Annotated in this window: 21 protein-coding genes; 8 read left to right on the plus strand and 13 right to left on the minus strand. The window is 32.7% G+C overall.

Features of this window, described 5'->3' with window-relative positions; genetic code table 11:
• The first annotated feature begins 35 nt into the window (after nt 1-35).
• The gene (locus tag BHX94_RS08445) at nt 36-1,205 is read left to right on the plus strand and encodes a diglucosyl diacylglycerol synthase (RefSeq protein ID WP_111745844.1); all 1,170 of its coding nucleotides are present in this window, start codon (nt 36-38) and stop codon (nt 1,203-1,205) included.
• Entirely contained in the window at nt 1,183-2,382 is a 1,200-nt protein-coding gene (ltaA, locus tag BHX94_RS08450) for a lipoteichoic acid biosynthesis MFS flippase LtaA (protein ID WP_111745846.1), read from the plus strand. The genes BHX94_RS08445 and ltaA overlap by 23 nt, the downstream gene beginning before the upstream one ends.
• 37 nt (nt 2,383-2,419) lie before the next feature.
• Here the strand turns inward: ltaA and galU are convergent, their stop codons facing one another.
• Together galU and BHX94_RS08460 are read right to left on the minus strand one after the other, a co-directional pair.
• The gene (gene galU / locus BHX94_RS08455; RefSeq protein WP_111745848.1) at nt 2,420-3,295 is read right to left on the minus strand and encodes a UTP--glucose-1-phosphate uridylyltransferase GalU; all 876 of its coding nucleotides are present in this window, start codon (nt 3,293-3,295) and stop codon (nt 2,420-2,422) included.
• Between the two features lie 149 nt (nt 3,296-3,444).
• Nucleotides 3,445-4,542 carry an AI-2E family transporter gene (locus tag BHX94_RS08460; RefSeq protein ID WP_111745850.1) on the minus strand — a complete coding sequence of 366 codons (1,098 nt, stop codon included), beginning with the start codon at nt 4,540-4,542 and terminating at the stop codon, nt 3,445-3,447.
• Between the two features lie 92 nt (nt 4,543-4,634).
• Between BHX94_RS08460 and BHX94_RS08465 the strand changes: the two genes are divergently transcribed.
• Both BHX94_RS08465 and BHX94_RS08470 read left to right on the plus strand, forming a co-directional pair.
• Nucleotides 4,635-5,357 (plus strand): alpha/beta hydrolase, encoded by a 723-nt coding sequence (locus tag BHX94_RS08465; protein ID WP_170120806.1) that lies wholly within the window; start codon nt 4,635-4,637, stop codon nt 5,355-5,357.
• A gap of 43 nt (nt 5,358-5,400) precedes the next feature.
• Entirely contained in the window at nt 5,401-5,910 is a 510-nt protein-coding gene (locus BHX94_RS08470; protein ID WP_111745854.1) for a YjcG family protein, read from the plus strand.
• Nucleotides 5,911-5,938: 28 nt separating this feature from the next.
• On the opposite strand, the gene fabI is transcribed toward BHX94_RS08470, so the two are convergent.
• From fabI to BHX94_RS08505, 7 genes are all read right to left on the minus strand, one after another.
• Nucleotides 5,939-6,712 (minus strand): enoyl-ACP reductase FabI, encoded by a 774-nt coding sequence (gene fabI / locus BHX94_RS08475; RefSeq protein WP_111745856.1) that lies wholly within the window; start codon nt 6,710-6,712, stop codon nt 5,939-5,941.
• A gap of 147 nt (nt 6,713-6,859) precedes the next feature.
• A complete protein-coding gene (locus tag BHX94_RS08480) occupies nt 6,860-8,698 on the minus strand; it encodes a monovalent cation:proton antiporter family protein (protein WP_111745858.1) in 1,839 nt (612 codons plus the stop codon).
• Between the two features lie 9 nt (nt 8,699-8,707).
• Entirely contained in the window at nt 8,708-10,084 is a 1,377-nt protein-coding gene (gene mgtE / locus BHX94_RS08485; protein WP_111745860.1) for a magnesium transporter, read from the minus strand.
• A 25-nt stretch (nt 10,085-10,109) separates the two neighbouring features.
• On the minus strand, nt 10,110-10,970 hold the full coding sequence (locus BHX94_RS08490; RefSeq protein ID WP_242446678.1) for an RluA family pseudouridine synthase: 861 nt from the start codon (nt 10,968-10,970) through the stop codon (nt 10,110-10,112).
• Nucleotides 10,967-11,764 (minus strand): NAD kinase, encoded by a 798-nt coding sequence (locus BHX94_RS08495; RefSeq protein WP_111745862.1) that lies wholly within the window; start codon nt 11,762-11,764, stop codon nt 10,967-10,969. Before BHX94_RS08495 ends, BHX94_RS08490 begins: the two co-directional genes overlap by 4 nt.
• A gap of 13 nt (nt 11,765-11,777) precedes the next feature.
• Nucleotides 11,778-12,407: a GTP diphosphokinase gene (locus tag BHX94_RS08500; protein WP_111745864.1), complete on the minus strand. Its 630-nt coding sequence runs from the start codon at nt 12,405-12,407 to the stop codon at nt 11,778-11,780.
• Between the two features lie 14 nt (nt 12,408-12,421).
• Nucleotides 12,422-12,766, minus strand: coding sequence for a UPF0738 family protein (locus BHX94_RS08505; RefSeq protein WP_111745866.1), 345 nt, complete (start codon nt 12,764-12,766; stop codon nt 12,422-12,424).
• A 146-nt stretch (nt 12,767-12,912) separates the two neighbouring features.
• Here BHX94_RS08505 and BHX94_RS08510 point away from each other — a divergent pair, with 146 nt between their 5' ends.
• Genes BHX94_RS08510 through BHX94_RS08520 form a run of 3 tightly spaced genes read left to right on the plus strand, consistent with a single transcriptional unit; the run spans nt 12,913 to nt 14,715 of the window.
• The gene (locus BHX94_RS08510; RefSeq protein WP_111745867.1) at nt 12,913-13,500 is read left to right on the plus strand and encodes a CYTH domain-containing protein; all 588 of its coding nucleotides are present in this window, start codon (nt 12,913-12,915) and stop codon (nt 13,498-13,500) included.
• A 47-nt stretch (nt 13,501-13,547) separates the two neighbouring features.
• A complete protein-coding gene (locus BHX94_RS08515) occupies nt 13,548-13,913 on the plus strand; it encodes a globin domain-containing protein (protein WP_111745869.1) in 366 nt (121 codons plus the stop codon).
• A gap of 19 nt (nt 13,914-13,932) precedes the next feature.
• On the plus strand, nt 13,933-14,715 hold the full coding sequence (locus BHX94_RS08520) for a DsbA family protein (RefSeq protein ID WP_111745871.1): 783 nt from the start codon (nt 13,933-13,935) through the stop codon (nt 14,713-14,715).
• A 327-nt stretch (nt 14,716-15,042) separates the two neighbouring features.
• On the opposite strand, the gene pepF is transcribed toward BHX94_RS08520, so the two are convergent.
• The 4 genes from pepF to spxA all read right to left on the minus strand — a co-directional run bounded on the left by pepF (nt 15,043) and on the right by spxA (nt 19,164).
• Entirely contained in the window at nt 15,043-16,851 is a 1,809-nt protein-coding gene (pepF, locus tag BHX94_RS08525; RefSeq protein ID WP_111745873.1) for an oligoendopeptidase F, read from the minus strand.
• A gap of 36 nt (nt 16,852-16,887) precedes the next feature.
• A complete protein-coding gene (locus BHX94_RS08530; RefSeq protein ID WP_111745874.1) occupies nt 16,888-17,880 on the minus strand; it encodes a competence protein CoiA in 993 nt (330 codons plus the stop codon).
• Between the two features lie 76 nt (nt 17,881-17,956).
• A complete protein-coding gene (gene mecA, locus BHX94_RS08535; protein ID WP_096076984.1) occupies nt 17,957-18,625 on the minus strand; it encodes an adaptor protein MecA in 669 nt (222 codons plus the stop codon).
• Between the two features lie 143 nt (nt 18,626-18,768).
• Nucleotides 18,769-19,164, minus strand: coding sequence for a transcriptional regulator SpxA (gene spxA, locus BHX94_RS08540; RefSeq protein ID WP_096076985.1), 396 nt, complete (start codon nt 19,162-19,164; stop codon nt 18,769-18,771).
• Nucleotides 19,165-19,629: 465 nt separating this feature from the next.
• On the opposite strand from spxA, the gene trpS reads away from it, so the two are divergent.
• Entirely contained in the window at nt 19,630-20,622 is a 993-nt protein-coding gene (gene trpS / locus BHX94_RS08545; RefSeq protein WP_111745876.1) for a tryptophan--tRNA ligase, read from the plus strand.

Below are 20,622 nucleotides of genomic sequence, written 5' to 3' on the forward strand. Positions count from 1 at the left end.
GAACTACAATAAATTAAATGAATCGGAGTGTCATTATGCTGATTAAAAATAAAAAAATACTGATTTTGACAGGTTCTTTCGGCAATGGTCATATTTCAGTGACAAATGCACTTGTTAATCAATTTAATAAAATGCACTTACCGAACGTTACTGTAATAGAACATGATTTGTTTCAGGAAGCACATCCTATTATTAATAGTATTGCCAAGAAATACTATATTAATAGTTATAAATATTTCCGTAGATCATATGAATATTTCTACTATGCAAGACCAGAGAGAACTGAATCTTGCTTTTATAAATATTATGGATTGAATAAACTTGTAAATCTTATCATTAAAGAAAAGCCGGATTTAATTCTCTTAACGTTCCCTACACCTGTTGTATCCATTTTAAAACGTGATTTCAATATTCAAACACCCGTTTGTACAGTTATTACAGACTACCGTCTACATAAAAACTGGATAACACCAGACTCGGAACAATATTTTGTTGCGACAGAAGATTTGAAACAAGAATTACTTGCAATCGGCGTTCCGGATACGAATGTATTTGTTACCGGAATCCCAATCCATGAAAAATTTAATCTATCTGTTGATAGAGATGCATGGTTAAAGCAACACGGACTAGATCCAAATAAAAAAACATTGCTGATGGTAGCTGGTGCATTTGGTGTGATGGAAGGTTTCAATGAAATGCTTTCTGCTTTAGTTGACAAGAGTAATCATCAGTTTGTGGTAGTATGTGGTAAGAATCAATCACTTGTCTCAAAATTACAGCAGCAATTTAAAGGGAAAAATGTTTTAGTAATGGGATATACACAAGAGATGGCTGAATGGATGTCAGCAAGTGACCTCATGTTAACAAAGCCTGGTGGTATTACCATTACCGAAAGTTTATGTAAAAGTATTCCACTCGTATTCTTTAATCCTGCACCAGGACAAGAAGGAGAAAATGCAGTTTATTTTAGTAATAAAGGTTATGCACGTATTACCCATTCCTATGCTGAAACAATTCATGTCACATTAGATTTGTTAAATCACGAACGAGAGCTAGAACGCTTAGTTCAAAATATGAAAAAAGATTACATTCCAAATTCTGCACAAAACATCTGTAGTTCTATTATCGAAATATTAAACGCATCACTCATCCAAAATGATATTCAATCGAAAGCGAGATTATATGCGAGACTCTTCGCGAAATAGATTTACTGGCAAAAATTTTTGGTTAATGATTTCGATTTTGTTTTTAATGGAATTTGCACGTGGAATGTATGTTTTGAGCTATCTCCCTGTATTGCCGACAACTAATTCTAAAATTACTGTTGGTATCGTTTCTCTTGCCATCACACTTCACTTTATCAGTGATGCGCTTACTAATTTTGGTATTGGATTTATGCTGAAACGATTTGGTACGAAGAAAGTTTTAAATTTAGGATTTTTATTAGCATTTTTCGGTTTGTCTATTGTAGTATGCTTCAATAACCCAATTGCTTTAATTATTGCAGCGATACTCACAGGTATTGCTGTAAGTCCAATTTGGGTCATCATGTTAAGTTCAATCGATGATACAAAACGGTCTAAACAGATGGGATATGTTTATTTTGCATGGTTAGTCGGCATGATGGCCGGAATGATTGCTATGTACTTAATATTTAAAATCCATCCGACAAAATTTACTTTTCTCATGCCAGTATTTGTATTGATTGCATGGTTGCTTTACTTTTTCGTGCATGTAGAAGTCTCATATTTTGAGAAAAAGTCTATAAAGACACAATTTGCCCACATCAAACATGTCATGATGCGACACTTAGTATTATTTCCCGGTATTGTATTACAAGGACTTGCTATAGGTATGCTTGTACCAATATTACCAAGCTATGCGATAAAAAATCTTCATGTAACAACACTTGAATATACTTATCTATTAATCGCTGGCGGCATAGGTTGTACAATATCAATGCTATTTATTTCAAAATTTATGGATGAAGTTTCTAAAATTTATTCTCATATCGTTATATTAACTGGATTTGTCATCTTCGGTGTTGCTATATTTACTATGACGCAAATCAATAACTATTATCTGGTACTTATAGCAGTTGTGCTTATCGGTATCTTTTATGGCTTATTACTGCCAGGATGGAATGCATTTATGGCGAGTCAGGTGGAAGCGAAATTGAAAGAGGAATCATGGGGAGTATTTAATTCACTGCAAGGCATTGGCACAATGCTTGGACCTGTTATTGGTGGCGTAATTACAGAAGTATTTCGTAACACTAATTTTACTTTATTTACTTCAGCTATTTTATTTTTAAGTTTAGCCTTATTTTATGGCATCTATTTTTTAAGAATGCATCATCAGAAAAACAGAGCTGATCACTAATGAATCAGCTCTGTTTTAATCTTTATTAACTTGATAATTAATTTTTATATTTCTTAACGAGATCTTCTAAAAACGGAATAAGTTGATCTTTCATCTCTGAACGCATCGCATATTCCATCGTTGTCTTAACAAACCCAATTTTATCTCCAACATCATAACGTTCACCTTCGAAGTCATAAGCGTATACTTCATCATCTTCATTTACTCTTGCAATCGCATCAGTAAGCTGTATTTCTCCACCAGCTCCAATATTCTGTTCTTCAAGATAATTAAAAATATCTGGTGTTAACACATAACGACCCATAATTGCTAACCTTGAATCTGTTGTACCTAATTTTGGCTTTTCAATCAATGTATCGATTTCATATAAGCGGCCATCCTGAGATTTTGATTCAATCATGCCATAACGTTCCGTATCTTCATACGATACAGTTTTAGCACCGATTACAGATTTTTGTTTTTCAGCATAAACATCCATCAGTTGTTTAATCGCAGGTACTTCACCATCAACAATGTCGTCTCCGAGCAGAACAGCAAAAGGTTCATCACCGATAAACTGCTTCGCTGTCCATATTGCATGACCCAATCCTTGTGGCGATTTTTGTCTGACATAAAAGATATTCGCTAAATGAGTTGAATGCTGTACTTTTTCCAGTAAATCATACTTTCCTTTTTCTTCTAAGTTAAATTCCAGTTCCATCTGTGCGTCGAAATGATCTTCGATAGCGCGTTTATGTTTACCTGTTACGATAATGATATCTTCAATACCTGCTGCAACTGCTTCCTCAACAATATATTGAATCGTTGGTTTATCAAGTATCGGTAATATCTCCTTAGGCATTGCCTTTGTAGCTGGTAAAAATCTAGAGCCGATGCCAGCTGCAGGAATAATAGCTTTTCTTACTTTTGACATGTGCGTGACCACCCTTTATTCAAATTAAATTTTCTATTAATTATATATTCTATTATACTTTATGGAATCATTTATATTAAGAAAATATAAAAAATAAAGAGCGTGGGAACAGAAGTGTTCTGTCCCAGTCTCTTATTGATAAATACTCATTATCTTTGCTGTTCATTTACTGATTTAACAGCTTCATGTGTAATGTCCTGACGATGCATATAGATGTTACGTACAATTGTTTTTATGACGGCATATGTTGGAACCGCAACAAGTATTGCCATAAATCCTCCCAGATTACCTGCTGCTAAAATAACAGTGATAATCGTAAGTGGATGAATATTTAAAGATTTGCCCATAATATTTGGAGTAATAACATTACCTTCTAATTGTTGTGCTACAAACATAATGATAATGACATACACAACCATAACAGGATCTTGAATTAAGGCAATGATAATTGCAGGTATTATCGCAAGATATGGACCTAAGAATGGAATCAAATTTGTGACCATCCCCCACATTGCAAGTATCAATGCATAATCTAATCCTATGATTAAATAACCGATTAATAACAAAATACCTAGTATAAGACTTACTGTCACCTGACCCTGTATGTATGATCTTAATGTTTTATCTATATCTTTAAATAAATTAACGACAAATAATTTTTTCCTTCCAGAAAATGGTGCAGCAACAAAAGGAATGAAACGATTATGATCTTTCAGCATATAGATTAAAAAGAAAGGTACTAAAATAATTAAAAATAACGTTGAAATAAATTGAGTTATAAATGAGAAAGCATTTGATACTATTTTTCCTGAAAGGCTATTTAATTTTTCAATGCCGTTATTTATACCATCCTTAACGTTTTCTGGTAGTTTCTCACGTTGATCTAATGCGATATTAACATAAGATTGAAATTCTTTTTGGATTGTTGGAAAATTGTCTACAAAATTATTACCCTGTTTCATAATAATTGGTCCAACAAATGATATAAATAGACCTGTTAATATAACGAGCGTTAACATAATTGTTGTTAAACTCTGCCATCGCTTGAGATTATATCTCTTCTCCAGTTTATCCTGAAATGGAACAGTCACGTAATAAAGAAATCCACCTAATAATAAAGGTAAGATAATCGACTTGATAATAACGATGATAGGGTAAAAAATATGATTAATTTCTAAAAAATACTTTATGATCAGAAATGTTAATAATACTCCAATCCCAAATCGAAACCACACTTTTTTTGTCATAATGTCCTCCTAGTAATGATATATGTCTATTATACCCAAAAATTAATGATATTATTGATTTATAAAAAAATATGCGAAATGAGTTGATGAATATGAAAAATGGTCTAATCACACCATTTACAATGAATAGCGAATATTTAAATAGAGCAGTAAAATTAGGCATATACTTTCCAGAAGAATACTCTCCATTCATACAACATACATTGTTTATATGCTTTGATGGGCAGGATTTGAGTCAGATAGGAAGAATCCATCGCAAATATGAAACTTTAAAAGATGACTTAGATAACCCTGCAGTATTTCTTTTCATACATTATAATAATGTCGATGAGAGAAAAGATGAGTATCATCCAGAAGGTATACATCGTGAAAAATTCCAGAAATTTGTAGCTGAAGAATTGCTTGATTACATACAAGACACTTTTAATTTCTCACGAGATAAAAATAATACGATTGTTATCGGAGATAGCTTAGCAGCTAGTATCTCTTTAACACTTGCTATAGAATATCCTGACCTAACTTCAAAATGTTGTCTATTCTCTCCAATGATAACAGATAAAATAAATAATCAAATAAATAATCTTTCCCAAGAAAGAAAAAGTGAATTGAATCTCTATTTGGTTGTAGGTAAAGAAGAAGATCATTTTAAACTACTTACTGGAGATTATGCTGATTTTTTAAATCCGATAAGACAATTACACCAGGTATTAATAGAAAATAATATTTCACATTATTATGCTGAATTAGATGGTGGACATACATGGAAAACATGGCATACAGAAATAGACAAATGTTTAAATTATTACTTAATTTGAAATTCTGATATAATTGAATTATCAGAAAAAAGGGGGATTTATTATGAAACTAGGCATTGTATTATACCCATCAAAGGCGTATCAGGATGAAATTAATCAGTATCGTAAGCGCTATGATTCTCATTATGCTTTAATTACACCACATATTACGATTAAAGAAGCATTTGAAGTAGATGATAACGACATTGACGCTGTTACTGATAAATTGAAGGAAGTAGCAAAAGCAGTACAACCCGTTGAAATTAACGTGGAAAAAGTATCAGATTTTGCCCCAACTCAAAATATCATCTATTTAAAAGTTAATCCGAATGATAATCTTGTTAAATTATTTGAATTATTGAACGATGGATCATTCTATGGTACGAACACGTATCCATTCGTGCCACATTTTACAATTGGCCAGGGTTTTTCTTCGCAGGAATTTGAAGACTTAAAAGGTCAGTTATCAATGAAAGATGTTACACATTCTGAAGTTATCGATAACATCAGTCTTTGTTATCAGTTAGAAAATGATACCTGGAATGTAAAAGAAACATTTAAATTAGGAGAATAAAAAAAGCCATTACGGCTTTTTTTATTTTTTATCCGACGATATGATATCCGCCATCTACATGAATATTTTCTCCAGTAACCCCACTTGATAAGTCAGTTAATAAATATAATGCTGTTTTACCAACTTCAATAGTGTCAACATTTCTTCTTAATGGTGAATGTGCTTCAATTTCTTTTAGTATCATATTAAAGCTCCCAACACCTTTCGCACTTAATGTTCTGATCGGTCCCGCAGAAATTGCATTAACTCGGATGCCATCTTGTCCTAAATCAGATGCTAAATATTTAACGTTAGCTTCTAACGATGCTTTCGCTACACCCATCACGTTATAATTAGGAACAGCAAATTCTCCGCCGATATACGTTGTTGTAACGATAGAGCCACCTTCACGCATCAACTTTGAAGCTTCTCTAGCTACTATCGTTAATGAATATGAACTGATGTCCTGAGCCAGCAAAAACCCTTCACGACTCGTATCGATAAAACGACCGCGTAAATCTTCCATATTTGCAAATGCGATAGAATGGAATACACCATCAATTCGTCCAAATTTATCTCCAATTTGCTTAAATGCATTAACAACATCATCATCGCTCTGTACATCACATTGTATCATTTCTGCATTCTGATTATGCTTAAAGTTAGGTAACAACTTCACTAATTCATTCTTACTTCTTTCTTTACGATAAGTAAATATGAGTTTACAACCCACTTCATCTAAAACTTGAGCAACCCCATAAGCAATACTTCTTTTATTCGCTATCCCCATAATTACGTATACTTTATCTGCAAAATTTAACATCATCGTTCTCCTTTATATGCAAGTTCTAGTATCTAGTACTAATTTATTTAACTATAACATAAATAATTACTCAAAAAAAGTGAATCATCTCTTTCCTATAAACAAAAAACAATCTGGCAATGTCACATAATGCCAGATTGTTGATACTTAAAATAATTCTAATTCACGTTTTATTTCATCTACATAGTTTCTTTCACCGGTAACAATTAATCGGTCTTTAAAGTGAAGTTCCGTTTCACCATGTGGCACAATAGAATCATTTCCACGTAATATACGTACGAAGATAATATCTCCTGAGAATGGGAATTCACGTAATTGCATCTCATGATATTTTGTATTTAACATTTCAATTTCATATAATGAAGTTTCAACGTTAGATAAAAGATTTAACATGTTTGGTGATTCAATTAACCCTTTTAATAAAATTTTAGTACTCTGGAATTCACTGAATACTTCGATACCTGCTTCAGTTAACGTATCGTCTTCCTGCAATGTTTCTAAACGGCAGATTACACGTGGTACTCCTTCTTGTTTCGCCATTACTGCAACACTTCTATTAATTGATTCATCATTAGTCGAACAAACAACAATGTCAAAATCAAAGAGCCCGGTTGCAGATAATTGCTCGTAACTGTATGCATCAAGTTCAATTGTTTCCAGATCCTGAATCGTTCTTTTATCGACATTATTCTTCAAATAGAATAACATCGGTAAATATAAATCTGATTTAAAGCTTTGCGCGACAGGTATTGATAACTGGTTCTTACCGATAAATGCTACTTTAATCGTTTTTTCTTCAGTGATAGCAACTGGGAAGGTCTTCTTAAATAGTATAGGAACAATGACACAAGTGATTACTGCTGCTAATATTAAAGTACCACTTGTCGCACCATCAATTGTACCTAATCGTTCAGCGATTTTTGCCGAAGCGATAACAAGTGATAGCGTAGAAGTCAGTAAGAATGAAGACGCAATAACTGTTTTAGTATCATACCACTTCTTTAATATTGCTATCGGAATGACTTTAGTTAAATAGAACGCAATTAATAAAAATGGAATAATGATTAATCCTGATGGATCTTTAAATAAAGCTGGTATATCTAAATCAACACCTACCATAATAAAGAACATCGGAATAAAGAATCCATATCCAAATGAATCTAATTTATTTACCATATCCTTATCGGGACCTAGAAGACTCACAACACACCCTGCTAAAAAGGCACCTAATATATTTTCAGCACCTACACCTTCAGCAAGTGCAACAAGCAGAATAATTAAGGCAAATACTGCACGAATTCCGATTTGAGTCGTCCCTGCCATCAGTTTTTCCAGAAATGGCGCCTTTTTAAAATTCTTACCGGTAATATAAAATAATCCGGTAAATACGATTAATATACCAATTAACCAAATCGGTGAATCGCCTTCAGCATACAATGTGCCATATAAAGTTAACATTAAGATTGTGGCAAGATCAGCGATTACTGCTACTAACAAGATGATTTGTCCAATTGTAGTCTGCATAATATTCATTTCCTTTAAGGTAGGTACTACTACACCTAAAGAAATGGTAGAAATAATAATGACCAACAATAATACATCGTCTATTATCCCGGCCCATTTAAATAAATAAGCTGCAATAATCGAGAGTATCAAAATGCCGGTAAATATAATTGATGAGATTACAATTGGGTTGGGTTCTTTTTGTTTTGCTTTTTTCTGTTTCGATGATGATTTAAAAGCTTTAAAATCAATTTCTAAACCACTTAGAAACATTAAGAAAATAAATCCTAAAGTTGAAAGCATATTTAACATCGCTGTACGATCTACCCAATTAAATAAAGACTTTCCTACGATAATCCCCATTAATATCTCTGCGACAACTACTGGTAAAAAATTAATACGCAGACGATTCAATAATATCGGTGTTAAGAAAGCACAAACGACAACAATTACGAGTGATAATAATTCTGCATGATTTCCCATCTTTTCCTCCTAAGCTAAGTAACTCATAAAAGTGGTTGCTAATCCAAAATAGATCAACATACTTATAATATCATTTGTAGTAGAGATAAATGGCCCACTCGCAACAGCAGGATCTATCTTTAAACGATGCATCACTAGAGGTACCATCGCGCCAGCTAAAGTTGCGACCGTCATAGCAATCGTTAAACTAAAACATACAATTAATCCTAGTACCGGAGTTCTATATAATACACAAATTATTAGAAATAACATTACAGAGCAACTTAATCCGGTGATAAATCCAGAACCCGCTTCTCGTAATGCTAACTTAAACTTGCTTTGTTCATCGATTTCACCTGTTGAAATACCGCGAACAACAACGGCTAAACTTTGCGTACCGGAGTTTCCTGCCATTCCTCCGATAAGCGGTATAAACGCTGCTAGTAAGGCAACCTTACTTAAAGTATCTTCAAACTGGCCTAATATCGAAGCAGTAATCATCCCCATCACGGTTAATGCCATCAACCATGGCAATCTTTTACGGGCTGTTGCAAACATAGAATCATCTGTAGAATCAATGTCGCTTACCCCGGCAAGTTTTGAGTAGTCTTCACTTGCTTCTTCATCGATAACATCTAAAATGTCATCGATTGTAATGATACCAAGTAGATGATTTTGATAATCGACAACAGGAATCGCCAAGAAATCATAGTCTTTCATGATATTTGCAACATCTTCCTGATCATCTGCTACATTTACGCTAATAACACGTTCATTCATTATATCTTCAATATACTCATCATTTTCTGCAACAATGAGATCTCTTAGAGAGATTACACCGACAAGTTGTTTTTTTTCATTCAGTACAAAAATATAATAAATGGTTTCCGCTTGAGGTGCTTGTTCCTTTAATTGAATCATTGCTTCGCGCACAGTACTTAAAGATGATACAGAAATAAATTCCGTAGTCATCAAACCACCGGCCGTATCCTCTTCATAATGTAACAGCGCTTTTATTTCATCTGCTGTCTCTTTATCCATCAGCATAAGCAAGCTAGCAATCTTTGTCTTAGGTAGCATCTTTAAAATATCTACTGCATTATCGAAAGACATCTCTTCAAACATACTACTTGCATATCGTGCGTCCATCTCTTCGAAGATATGATCATATTCATCATCTTCCATTTCAGTTGTTTCCATAAATTCTGCAACTTCTTTTGGAGATAAATAATGATAGATTTTATCTCTAAATTCATCACTTGATTCGGTAAAATATTCACCTTGATCATAGGTATGAAGTTTGAGAAATTCCTCTCTAAACTGGTCTATATCACCACTCACCAACAGTTCATCTAACGCTTCTTTGTTATACATTTCTTCTTCTAAAACAACTTCTTCTTCCGCCATAATCTCACCTCCAAAATACAATTTATTATAACACATCAAAAAATTGACTTAAATCTTTAGGTAATGATGACTTTATATTTATTTGATTTCCGTATATCGGATGATTAAATCGGACTTCGTATGCATGAAGTGCATGTCTATCAATTTTGTTGTCATTCCCGTACAATGTGTCACCTATCAATGAGTGTCCCAGCGCGGAAAAATGGACACGAATTTGATGTGTTCTACCTGTGTGCAGACGTGCGCTTACCAATGATATATCCATGGGTTTATTATATTGAAGTAATTGATATTCAGTTCGAGAATTTTGTCCATAGACACTTACCTGTCTGGTGATGATTGAAGTGTCACTTCTTTCAATTGGCATGCAAATATTACCTTTAGCCTTCAATTCACCATGACAAATTAATAAATAATGTTTCTCTATTTCATTCGTCAGTAAATGATGTATCAACTGATGTTTAGCAAAAACTACAATGCCACTCGTATTTCTATCCAGTCTGCTAACAGGATGAAGCATACTGTTATCATCATTCCGTTCAAGATATCCATATACCGCCTCTAATAAGCTGTCATGTGGATGTAATTGAGATGGTATCGTATTCATATAACTTGGTTTATTTACAATGATCAAAAATGAATCGTCATATAATATTTCAATTGGGATGTGGCTCGTTTTTAAGTAAAGGCTTCTTGTTTCCTCAGGAAGTCGCACAGTTAATATATCATCTTGAGATATATGCGCTCTAACAGTTACAGGATGATTATTTACAAGTAAAGCGCCATTTTGTTTAATGGCGCTTAATGATTTCTTGCTATAACACTGACTTTGTAAAAATGTTTTTACAGTTGTGGCTTCTTTAATATTGTATATAATTTGAATCAATCGTTTGCTATAAAAGAATCGTGAACTCTTTTCCAGAATGGAAAAGGCCTAAATCTTGCAAAACGAACTTTTTCATCTGCAACACGATATTGTATCGAAGCCACACCTCTATGATCTGCTGTCAGATGATCAAAAGTAAGTTGTAAAGTACTAGGGTTATCAGGAACGACTTTACATGTATGGTGCTTTGGTAATACTAAAGGAGATCCTACTGTACGAAACACCCTGTTATTGATTGATGCTATTTCAGTAATTTGCATCGCCTGTAAAGAAGGATGGATCAATGCGCCGCCGAGTGCTTTATTATATGCAGTAGACCCACTCGGTGTCGAAATGCATAAACCATCTCCTCTAAAACGTTCAAATTGATCCCCACGGATAAACAAATCAGCTACGAGTGTTGCTCCATTGTGCGTTTTAACTGTTGCTTCATTAAGCGCTAAATATCTTGATGGTCTTCCTTCCTGGTATCTTACAATCACTTCAACTAAAGGATATTCAATGACCTGAAAAGAGTCATTATTTATGGCAAGAATTAATTTTTCAACTTCATGTGGTAGCCAGTCTGCATAAAAACCCAGATGTCCTGTATGTATTCCAACAAAACTTGTTTCACTCAAACGATGACTATATGTATGAAAGGCTTGTAATAATGTACCGTCCCCGCCTACAGAAATTACTATTTCGGGCGTTTCAACATCTTCAGTCATATTAAAATCTTTCATAAATCCTGTCATTTTCTGTTTTAAAGCATTACTTTTCGAATCACCTTTAGACAATATATTAAAGCGCATTTATTCACCCCCCTTAGTCTCTAATCTCACTACGTTGTTCTGAGTAAAACTTTTGAGCTTCTTTTATTTCTTCTCGAATTTCAGACATTTCTTCATCTAATAGATATGCTGCTTCTGCTGCACGCTCTAGACGATTTTGAATTTCTGGTGGATAGTCTCCTGCATATTTATAACGTAAAGTATGCTCAATTGTTGCCCAGAAGTTCATCGCTAACGTCCTTATTTGTATTTCTGCCAGTATAAATTTTTGACCTGTTAATGTTTCAATTGGATATTTAATAATGACATGGTATGAGCGATAACCACTTTCTTTTGTATCTTTAATATAATCACGTTCTTCAACTACTTCAAAATCATTTCTATTTCGCAACATCTGTACAACAACATCTATATCATCAACGAATTGACACATCAGTCTAAGACCAGCAATATCATACATTTCTTCACTTAAACGATCAAACGGAATACCACGCGTATTTGCTTTCTCAATGATACTTGGTATCGGTTTAACTCTACCAGTAACAAATTCTATCGGTGATGATTTTCCCTCTGATTGAATTTGTTTACGGATACCTTTTAATTTTATTTTAAGTTCATCGATTGCTTGTTTATATGGTGATAAAAATAAATCCCATTGGTTCATAACAACACCTCATTCTATAGCTCAAAAACCTCTTCAACACGTTCAACAAAAGGTTTCCCATAATTAAAATTTCCTTGAATATTATCGATAAGTTCATCAAATTCTTCTTTAAAATTAATCAGTTCAATTGTACCGTATAAAAACCACGGATATGATTCATAAGCTTTCATCATATGCCATGTCTCTTCTACAAAACGCAAATTTGCGAAACTCTCGCCACTATCAAGTAAATATACAAATTGAAAATTATCACTATCTACCACCATCGTACCAGTGGCTGTAGCTTCAATTGGTGATTCTTCAGTAAATATTATAACTTTATTTTCTTCTAATTTAATTTCATTGACATGTAAATTCATTTTTGTGTCATCTCCTTAACATGAATATTTTAACATAATTATTATAAATGTTTTAATGTTTCTTGATTTAGTAATGAATAGAATGTAATATACTTTACTTCATTTATTATGTTGTACATAATTAAAATATATAAAGGGGGTTCACCATGGAAGAACTTGAAATTGAATTCAAGAATCTACTTGATTATTCAACTTATGAACAATTAAAAAATGCGTTATTTATCGATGCCCCGATGATTACGCAAACCAATTTTTATATCGATACGAATCAATTCGATTTAAAATCTCACAAATGTGCACTTAGAATTCGCGATAATGGTACATCTAAAATGATGACATTAAAAATACCACAAGCAATTGGTGTCATGGAGTATTCTGGTGTGATTGATGAGCGTATTATAGATCAGGAATATATTGAGCAACGTTTTATCCCTGAAAATATTGACCAGCAATTAAAAAAAATGAATATAGCAGATAATTCACTTCGTATATTTGGTGCATTATCTACAGAACGTCAGGAAATAGAATATAAATCCGGTCTTCTTGTCCTTGATGCCAGTTATTATCTTGATACTAACGATTACGAGCTGGAATATGAAGTAAACAACTACGAAGAAGGCAAAGTACATTTTGATGCGTTACTTGAATATTATAACATTGACAAACAAGAAACAATTAGCAAAGTACAAAGATTTTATAACCACTACAGCAAACTTACAAGCAAAATACTTTAAAATTGTAATAGACATGCTATATTAGAATGAAAGTAAGGAGATGTCAGATGGATACAATTTTTGATCGTATCGGTCAGGAGAATTTATATCAAATGATAGATATCTTTTATTCGTATGTTAGAGAAGATGCGCGTATTAATCATTTATTTCCTGGTGATTTTAATGAAACTGCTCGAAAACAAAAACAATTTCTAACACAATTTTTTGGGGGACCAACGCTTTACTCTGATGAACATGGTCATCCCATGATGCGTGCACGTCATATGCCTTTTATAATAGGAGAATATGAAAAAAATGCATGGCTCGAAAATATGACGAAAGCTGCATATGAAGTAACGATGGATGAAGATATCAGAACTTACTTATTGCAACGTTTAACGCTTACTGCTGAACATATGAAAAATGTCGATTAAAGGATGAAGGTGATGTAGAATGGGACAACTACAATTAATAGTAAATCAAACACGAGAACAATTAGTGCCAAATAAAAAAATAGAAATCTATTCTTTCTTTGATCCTTTTTGTAAAGATTCATGGAAACTTAAAGCAACTTTGCGCAAGTTGCAAATTGAATACTATCAATTCGTAGAAATCAAACAAATTCTACTTCCAACTTTGAAAGTACTTACAAAATGTCAGGCACAAAGTACAACTTACGATGATAATATTGCTTTAGCATTTAAAGCAGCTGAATTACAAGGAAGAAAGAAAGCAAATTTATTTTTGAATTTTATACAGAATGAAATAATGCCAAAACAAGATATAATCACAAAAGAATTGATTATGCATTGTGCTCAAAAAGCAGGACTAGATATTGAAGTTTTCACTAATGATATACGTAGTAATCATGTTACATCCTCATTAAAGTGTGATCAACATATCGCGAATGAAATGGATGTCAGTGTTACACCTACACTTGTTTTCTTTAATGAAAATTATGAAGATGAAGGATTAAAAGTAGAAGGTATTCATGCTTATCATATATACACTTATATCATCAATGAACTTGTCGAAACGCCGATTGAAAAAAAGTTACCACCATCGCTTTCAGAATATATTTGTGAACAGGAGATGGTAAGTGAGCACGAACTCGAAACTGTTTATGAGTGGCCACATAATATATTAATGAATGAGCTACGAAAGTTAAAGCTTCAGAATATTATTGAAGATGTTTATTATGATCATGACCTATTCTGGCGTTTTAAATCACTATAGAATATCACACCAAAAACCGATATCGTACGATATGTTTTTGTGTTTCTTTTTTTTCAAATAATTTATTAGTACAGTTTCATTGTTTTTCATAACAGTTATTTATGTACTTAAAATATAATATTAAAAAATCTCATAAAAAAATACCGTGTCTGATTACACGGTATTTAAACAAAGGGGATGGGAGAAATTTTTCACTCAAACAAAGGGGTATGTTTGGTATGTGATTAATTTCATGTACTTAATATAACACGGAATTTGTTCTGTTTCAAATAAAATGGACACTGTTCACAAAGTTGACATATTGTAAACGTATTCACTGCTTATTTATTATTTTGATACTTTTATTAATCTTTCAAATTCATCTAATCTTTCTTCGAACACTTTACATGCATTTTCTATTGCAGCGCTTGATGTCATATCGACACCTGCTTTCTTAAGTACTTCGATAGGATAATCAGAACTACCAGCTTTTAAGAAATAATTGATATAACGTTCCACAGCAGGTGCGCCTTCTTCAAGAATTTGCTTGCTTAACGCAAATGCTGCACTATATCCTGTTGCATATTGATAAACATAATAGTTGTAATAAAAATGTGGGATACGACTCCACTCATATTGAATATTATCATCAGTTATTACAGCATCTCCATAATATTTTTTATTCAATGCTGCATACTCTTTATTTAATCGTTCAGCAGTTAATGGTTCATTATTTTCAACGATCGTATGGATGATATGTTCAAATTCAGCAAACATCGTCTGTCTGAATACAGTACCTCTGAATCCATCTAACTGGTAATTGAGTAGATATAGTTTTTTCTTTTCATCATCTAAATTTTTGTACATATAATCTGCCAGTAAAGCTTCATTACATGTTGATGCTACTTCAGCAACAAATATTGAATAGCCTGACATATTAGACGGCTGATTTTTTCTTGAAAAATAGCTATGTGCACTATGGCCAAACTCATGTGTTAAGGTAAATGTATTGTTTACATTATCTGTCCAGTTCATTAAGATAAACGGATTTGTACCAAATGTTCCAGATGAATAAGCACCACTACGTTTTCCTTTATTTTCGTATACATCTACCCAGCGATTCGTTAATCCTTCTTTAATTACTTCTATATATTCACTACCCATCGGCTCAAGTGATGCCAGCATCCAATCTTTCGCTTCTTCGTAAGTAACTTTGAATTCAACATCTTCTATTAAAGGTGTATACATATCATACATATACATCTCATCTAGGCCTAATAATTCTTTACGTAATGCTGTGTAGCGATGTAATAATGGCAGATGATCATTAACCGTCTTAACTAGCGTATCATATACAGACTCCGGTATATCATTGTTTGATAATGCTTGATGACGAGCACTTTCATAATTTCTTACTTTACTTGAAAATACGCTTGCCTTTACTTTTCCTGCTAATGTTTGTGACAATGTATTATTAAATTCACCGTATTTAGAGTAAACCGCTTTATATGCGTTTTCACGTAATACACGATCATCAGACTCTAAATATGTAATATAGTTACCATGAGATAACGGTAATGAATTACCATCTTTATCTTTTATGTTATCAAAAGTTAAATCGGCATTATTAAACATACTAAAAGTATTGCTTGAAGCAGAAAGTGCTTCCTGAGCTTCAGCTAATATCAATTCTTCTTTCTCACTAAGAACGTGTTCACGTCGTTTATTAATTTTTTCAAGATCAAATTTGAAACGCTCTAATCCTTTATTCTCTGCAATAAATGTATTTAACTGTGATTCATCAATTGTCATCAGCTCCGGTAACATAAAACTCCAGGCAGATGAGAATTGACTTGCAAGTGTTGCAGCACGTTGCTCAAAAGCAGTATACTTGGCATTCGTAGTATCTTCATCATGTTTAAGATGTGCATATACATAGACTTTACCTAATAATTCATCAATTTCAGCATCTAATAGTAATGCATTTAACAAAGTTTCACTTGAAGTACCTAGTTTACCTTGAAATGCTTTTTCTTTGCCCAGATACTCTGAAAGCTCAGTAAAAGCACTTTCCCACGCGTCATCGGATTTAAATATTGTCGTTAAATCCCATGTGTTTTGCTCATGTTGCTCGCTTCTTGTTATTAATTCTGTCATTTTAAATCCTCCATTTCTTTAATACATATAATTTTCTCACTTTTCTGTTATTAATGCACGCATTTGATTTGATATATGCTGATAAACTTTTAAGATGTGTAAAGCTAGTTCTGGATGCGATATCATTAAGTTACTTTGTTCAGATAATTTTAAGCAATGCATCCATTTTTGAAAATCAAATTGTTGATTGTGAATCATCACCATCAATTCAACCTGCCATTCTACAGGATGTTTATCTATATATATTTGTTCAGGTATTACTATACGTAAGTATTCTGGTATATTTCTATGGTCTAACCTGAGTTGATAAAGTCCACTTAATGTGGGCTGCAGCACTGACTTTTTTGCTAAGCAATTTTGAATATGCTTTTTCGTTTCTATCTTGCTTAATATACGATATGTTATTTTTAACTGATTATCAGAAATTATTGAAAGTATCACTTCTCCATTCATAATCTTACTAATTTTAATTTCAAATTCATTATGATTCAGTACACGGGTAATCTGTAAGGCAAAAAATGATTTTAACTGCGTATGATAAGCAAACAATACATTACTTGCTAAATGAATTAATGATTTTTGAAAGTATGTAAGTTTCATTTTCGTATCATTGATATTAATATCTTCAAATTTAGTAATCCATATTACATCCACACCAATTGATTTGTAGCCAGAAGTTCTCGTAGCAATGTGAGAAATCGGGATTACCGACATCTGTAGTTCAAATGCTATAGAAGAAGTATGATAACAGTCAGGTATCTGCTCAATGGATGATAAATAATATTCCATAAAACATGTTGAAGGATCAAATAAATCATATAAAGCATATTTACCTTCAATATGGGCGATTGTTTCTTTTTTGTATGTATACATAAAACAATCTTTTAAAGTTTGATGTGCAAAATGCGGTAACTTAACTTTTCCTTTTTTTAATACAACAGGTTTATTGCAAATTGGACAAGTGTATCGGCCCGGCAATGCACGATTGGCCTCAATTAATTCTCCGGCAACATTTAAAGCAACAAGCATAAAAAAGCACCTCCTACTTATATATAGTAGAAAGTGCTAAAAGTATTTTTTACAAATGTGTAAATATTGTAAATCACTACAATTTAAAATATTTTTGTACTTGATGTTTCACATTATGACTCATCACGACTTTTCCATACTCTTCAAGTTGTTCTTTAGAAATACGGGATTCATCAGCATACTCTAATATATGCGCAACATATGTATGTACTTCATCATCTGATAAACGTTCGTCAAACTGTACATAATAATAATATCTTCCTTCATGCATATAAAGTAAGTCTTCAATGTCGATATCAAGATGATCATCATAACTGAATTGGATAACATGCTCAAGATTATCAAAGTGTGCAATAAATTCATTATCGAGATCATTTATTTCAGATGCTTTCATTAATAAATCACGTAACTCTTTTTCATCCTGAACTGATTTACTTAAGAAATCGTTCACCTGATATTCAAGATTTTCAGGTGATTCATCATCCGGTAAATGTAAAACATCATCTTGTTTAGTTTTTGTAACAACAAATTCAATACCTTTATCAAATGCATGAACTTGTATCCATAATGGCCCTTCAACAAAAAATTCTTCCTCTTCGTTGATTTCTTCCATCATAGACCAAAAGAATTCTTCACCAGCTTTACGGTTCGTCCATAAATCATCACGTTTAAATCCTCGAGCCTCTATATCTGCATATGTTAAATAAAATTTTAATGTAGTGTCATTTACGCGTTCAATTCTCATGGTCTATTCCCCCTATCAAAAGAATTGTAAGTCTATTGTACATTAAAGGGTATATCCTCACAATGAATTAACCTTAAAGTGATACATAAAAAAGCTGTCAAATTCATTCATGTGAACAAATTATGACAGCCTGTTATTTTAAATTAATCTACCATACGTTGCGCTTCCAGTAATTGGAACGTACGCACTTTACGTGGTAAGAAACGTCTGATTTCGTCTTCATTGTATCCAACTTGTAAACGCTTTTCATCTAAGATGATTGGACGACGTAATAAACCAGGGTTCTTTTGAATAATTTCATATAATTCCTGTAAAGGTAATGCGTCGATATCGACATTTAATTTTTGGAATGTTTTTGAACGTGTAGAGATGATTTCATCTGTACCATCTTCTGTCATTCTTAAGATTGCTTTTATTTCATCGATTGATAAGTTTTCTGAAAATATATTACGCTCCGTATACGGAATGTCATGTTCTTGTAACCATGCTTTCGCTTTACGGCAAGATGTGCAACTTGGTGAAGTAAATAATGTTACCATACATCTCACTCTCCTAATTGTGTTATTTATCGGTTAGATTATTATTTTCATAATTAATCTTGAACGCTTAATTATATTTACCCTTTACGCGTTAACTTAAACATTGTCAAACGATATAACTTAAAAAATAATTATACAATTAAATTAAGCAATCAAAATGTTATTGATATGTGCTCTAACCTGATATTATTATTATATTATCTGAACATTAAAATTTAATGAGAATACTCTAATAAAATGAAAATAATTATCTGAACATTCAATCATAAATTACTGAAGATAATCTCATAAATTTTATTATTTACTCTTACACTATACACCTTATAAATCCTTATTACAATATGTTTTCATAAGTTTTCATTTTTGTCACATATTATATTAATCCTAATTTTTATTAAATCTGTTTATTTATTATATCCTTTTATATAGTACAATATACTTACTATTATAAAAGGAGTTTTATATATGCAAACATTATTTTCAGGTATTCAACCGAGTGGTGTTCCTACAATCGGAAACTATATCGGTGCATTGCAACAATTTGTTGAAATTCAAAATGACTACGACTGTTACTTTTGTATTGTTGATCAACACGCGATTACCGTTCCTCAGGACAAAGCAGCATTAAGAAAGAATATTCGCTCACTGGCAGCACTTTATCTTGCTAGTGGATTAGATCCGGAGAAAGTAACGCTCTTCATCCAATCAGAAGTCCCAGCTCATGCTCAGGCAGGATGGATGCTAACAACGATTTCAACGATTGGTGAACTAGAACGTATGACGCAATTTAAAGATAAGGCAAAGGATCGTAAAGAAGGTATTCCTGCAGGATTATTAACTTATCCACCACTTATGGCTGCAGATATATTATTATATGGCACACATATCGTTCCAGTCGGTGATGATCAGAAACAACATCTTGAGTTAACGCGTGACCTCGCTGAACGATTTAACAATAAATATAATGATATATTTACGATTCCAGAAATTAGAATGCCTAAAGTCGGTGGACGCGTGATGAGTTTACAGGATCCTACGAAAAAAATGAGTAAATCTGATAGCAATACGAAAGGATATATCTCTCTCCTTGACCCACCGAATACTGTAGCGAAAAAAATCAAAAGTGCAGTTACTGATTCTGAAGGGATCGTAAAATATGATAAAGAAAATAAACCAGGCATTTCTAATTTGTTAGGTATTTATTCAATCTTCTCAGGTAAAACGATTGAAGAACTTGAAGTTATATATGAAGGAAAAGGTTATGGCGACTTTAAATCAGATTTAGCAGATGTTGTAGTAGCATTTATTACACCTTTCCAGGAAACATACGAATACTACATGAATTCACCAGAACTTGATGAAATACTCGACCGTGGTGCTGAAAAAGCCGCATTTAAAGCAAATAAAATGCTTAAAAAGATGGAGAACGCAATGGGGCTAGGCAGAAAAAGAAAATAA

It is taken from the genome of Macrococcoides bohemicum (assembly GCF_003259675.1).
Taxonomy (GTDB): Bacteria; Bacillota; Bacilli; order Staphylococcales; family Staphylococcaceae; genus Macrococcoides; species Macrococcoides bohemicum.

What these genes read in the sequence shown, in the direction of transcription:
- galU (WP_111745848.1), bottom strand. Translation starts at nt 3,295, where the DNA reads ATGTCAAAAGTAAGAAAAGCTATTATTCCTGCAGCTGGCATCGGCTCT.
- trpS (WP_111745876.1), top strand. Translation starts at nt 19,630, where the DNA reads ATGCAAACATTATTTTCAGGTATTCAACCGAGTGGTGTTCCTACAATC.
- BHX94_RS08510 (WP_111745867.1), top strand. Translation starts at nt 12,913, where the DNA reads ATGGAAGAACTTGAAATTGAATTCAAGAATCTACTTGATTATTCAACT.
- BHX94_RS08495 (WP_111745862.1), bottom strand. Translation starts at nt 11,764, where the DNA reads ATGCGCTTTAATATATTGTCTAAAGGTGATTCGAAAAGTAATGCTTTA.
- BHX94_RS08470 (WP_111745854.1), top strand. Translation starts at nt 5,401, where the DNA reads ATGAAACTAGGCATTGTATTATACCCATCAAAGGCGTATCAGGATGAA.
- BHX94_RS08520 (WP_111745871.1), top strand. Translation starts at nt 13,933, where the DNA reads ATGGGACAACTACAATTAATAGTAAATCAAACACGAGAACAATTAGTG.
- BHX94_RS08445 (WP_111745844.1), top strand. Translation starts at nt 36, where the DNA reads ATGCTGATTAAAAATAAAAAAATACTGATTTTGACAGGTTCTTTCGGC.
- spxA (WP_096076985.1), bottom strand. Translation starts at nt 19,164, where the DNA reads ATGGTAACATTATTTACTTCACCAAGTTGCACATCTTGCCGTAAAGCG.
- BHX94_RS08460 (WP_111745850.1), bottom strand. Translation starts at nt 4,542, where the DNA reads ATGACAAAAAAAGTGTGGTTTCGATTTGGGATTGGAGTATTATTAACA.
- mgtE (WP_111745860.1), bottom strand. Translation starts at nt 10,084, where the DNA reads ATGGCGGAAGAAGAAGTTGTTTTAGAAGAAGAAATGTATAACAAAGAA.
- pepF (WP_111745873.1), bottom strand. Translation starts at nt 16,851, where the DNA reads ATGACAGAATTAATAACAAGAAGCGAGCAACATGAGCAAAACACATGG.
- fabI (WP_111745856.1), bottom strand. Translation starts at nt 6,712, where the DNA reads ATGTTAAATTTTGCAGATAAAGTATACGTAATTATGGGGATAGCGAAT.
- BHX94_RS08530 (WP_111745874.1), bottom strand. Translation starts at nt 17,880, where the DNA reads ATGCTTGTTGCTTTAAATGTTGCCGGAGAATTAATTGAGGCCAATCGT.
- ltaA (WP_111745846.1), top strand. Translation starts at nt 1,183, where the DNA reads ATGCGAGACTCTTCGCGAAATAGATTTACTGGCAAAAATTTTTGGTTA.
- BHX94_RS08480 (WP_111745858.1), bottom strand. Translation starts at nt 8,698, where the DNA reads ATGGGAAATCATGCAGAATTATTATCACTCGTAATTGTTGTCGTTTGT.
- BHX94_RS08465 (WP_170120806.1), top strand. Translation starts at nt 4,635, where the DNA reads ATGAAAAATGGTCTAATCACACCATTTACAATGAATAGCGAATATTTA.
- BHX94_RS08500 (WP_111745864.1), bottom strand. Translation starts at nt 12,407, where the DNA reads ATGAACCAATGGGATTTATTTTTATCACCATATAAACAAGCAATCGAT.
- BHX94_RS08505 (WP_111745866.1), bottom strand. Translation starts at nt 12,766, where the DNA reads ATGAATTTACATGTCAATGAAATTAAATTAGAAGAAAATAAAGTTATA.
- BHX94_RS08515 (WP_111745869.1), top strand. Translation starts at nt 13,548, where the DNA reads ATGGATACAATTTTTGATCGTATCGGTCAGGAGAATTTATATCAAATG.
- mecA (WP_096076984.1), bottom strand. Translation starts at nt 18,625, where the DNA reads ATGAGAATTGAACGCGTAAATGACACTACATTAAAATTTTATTTAACA.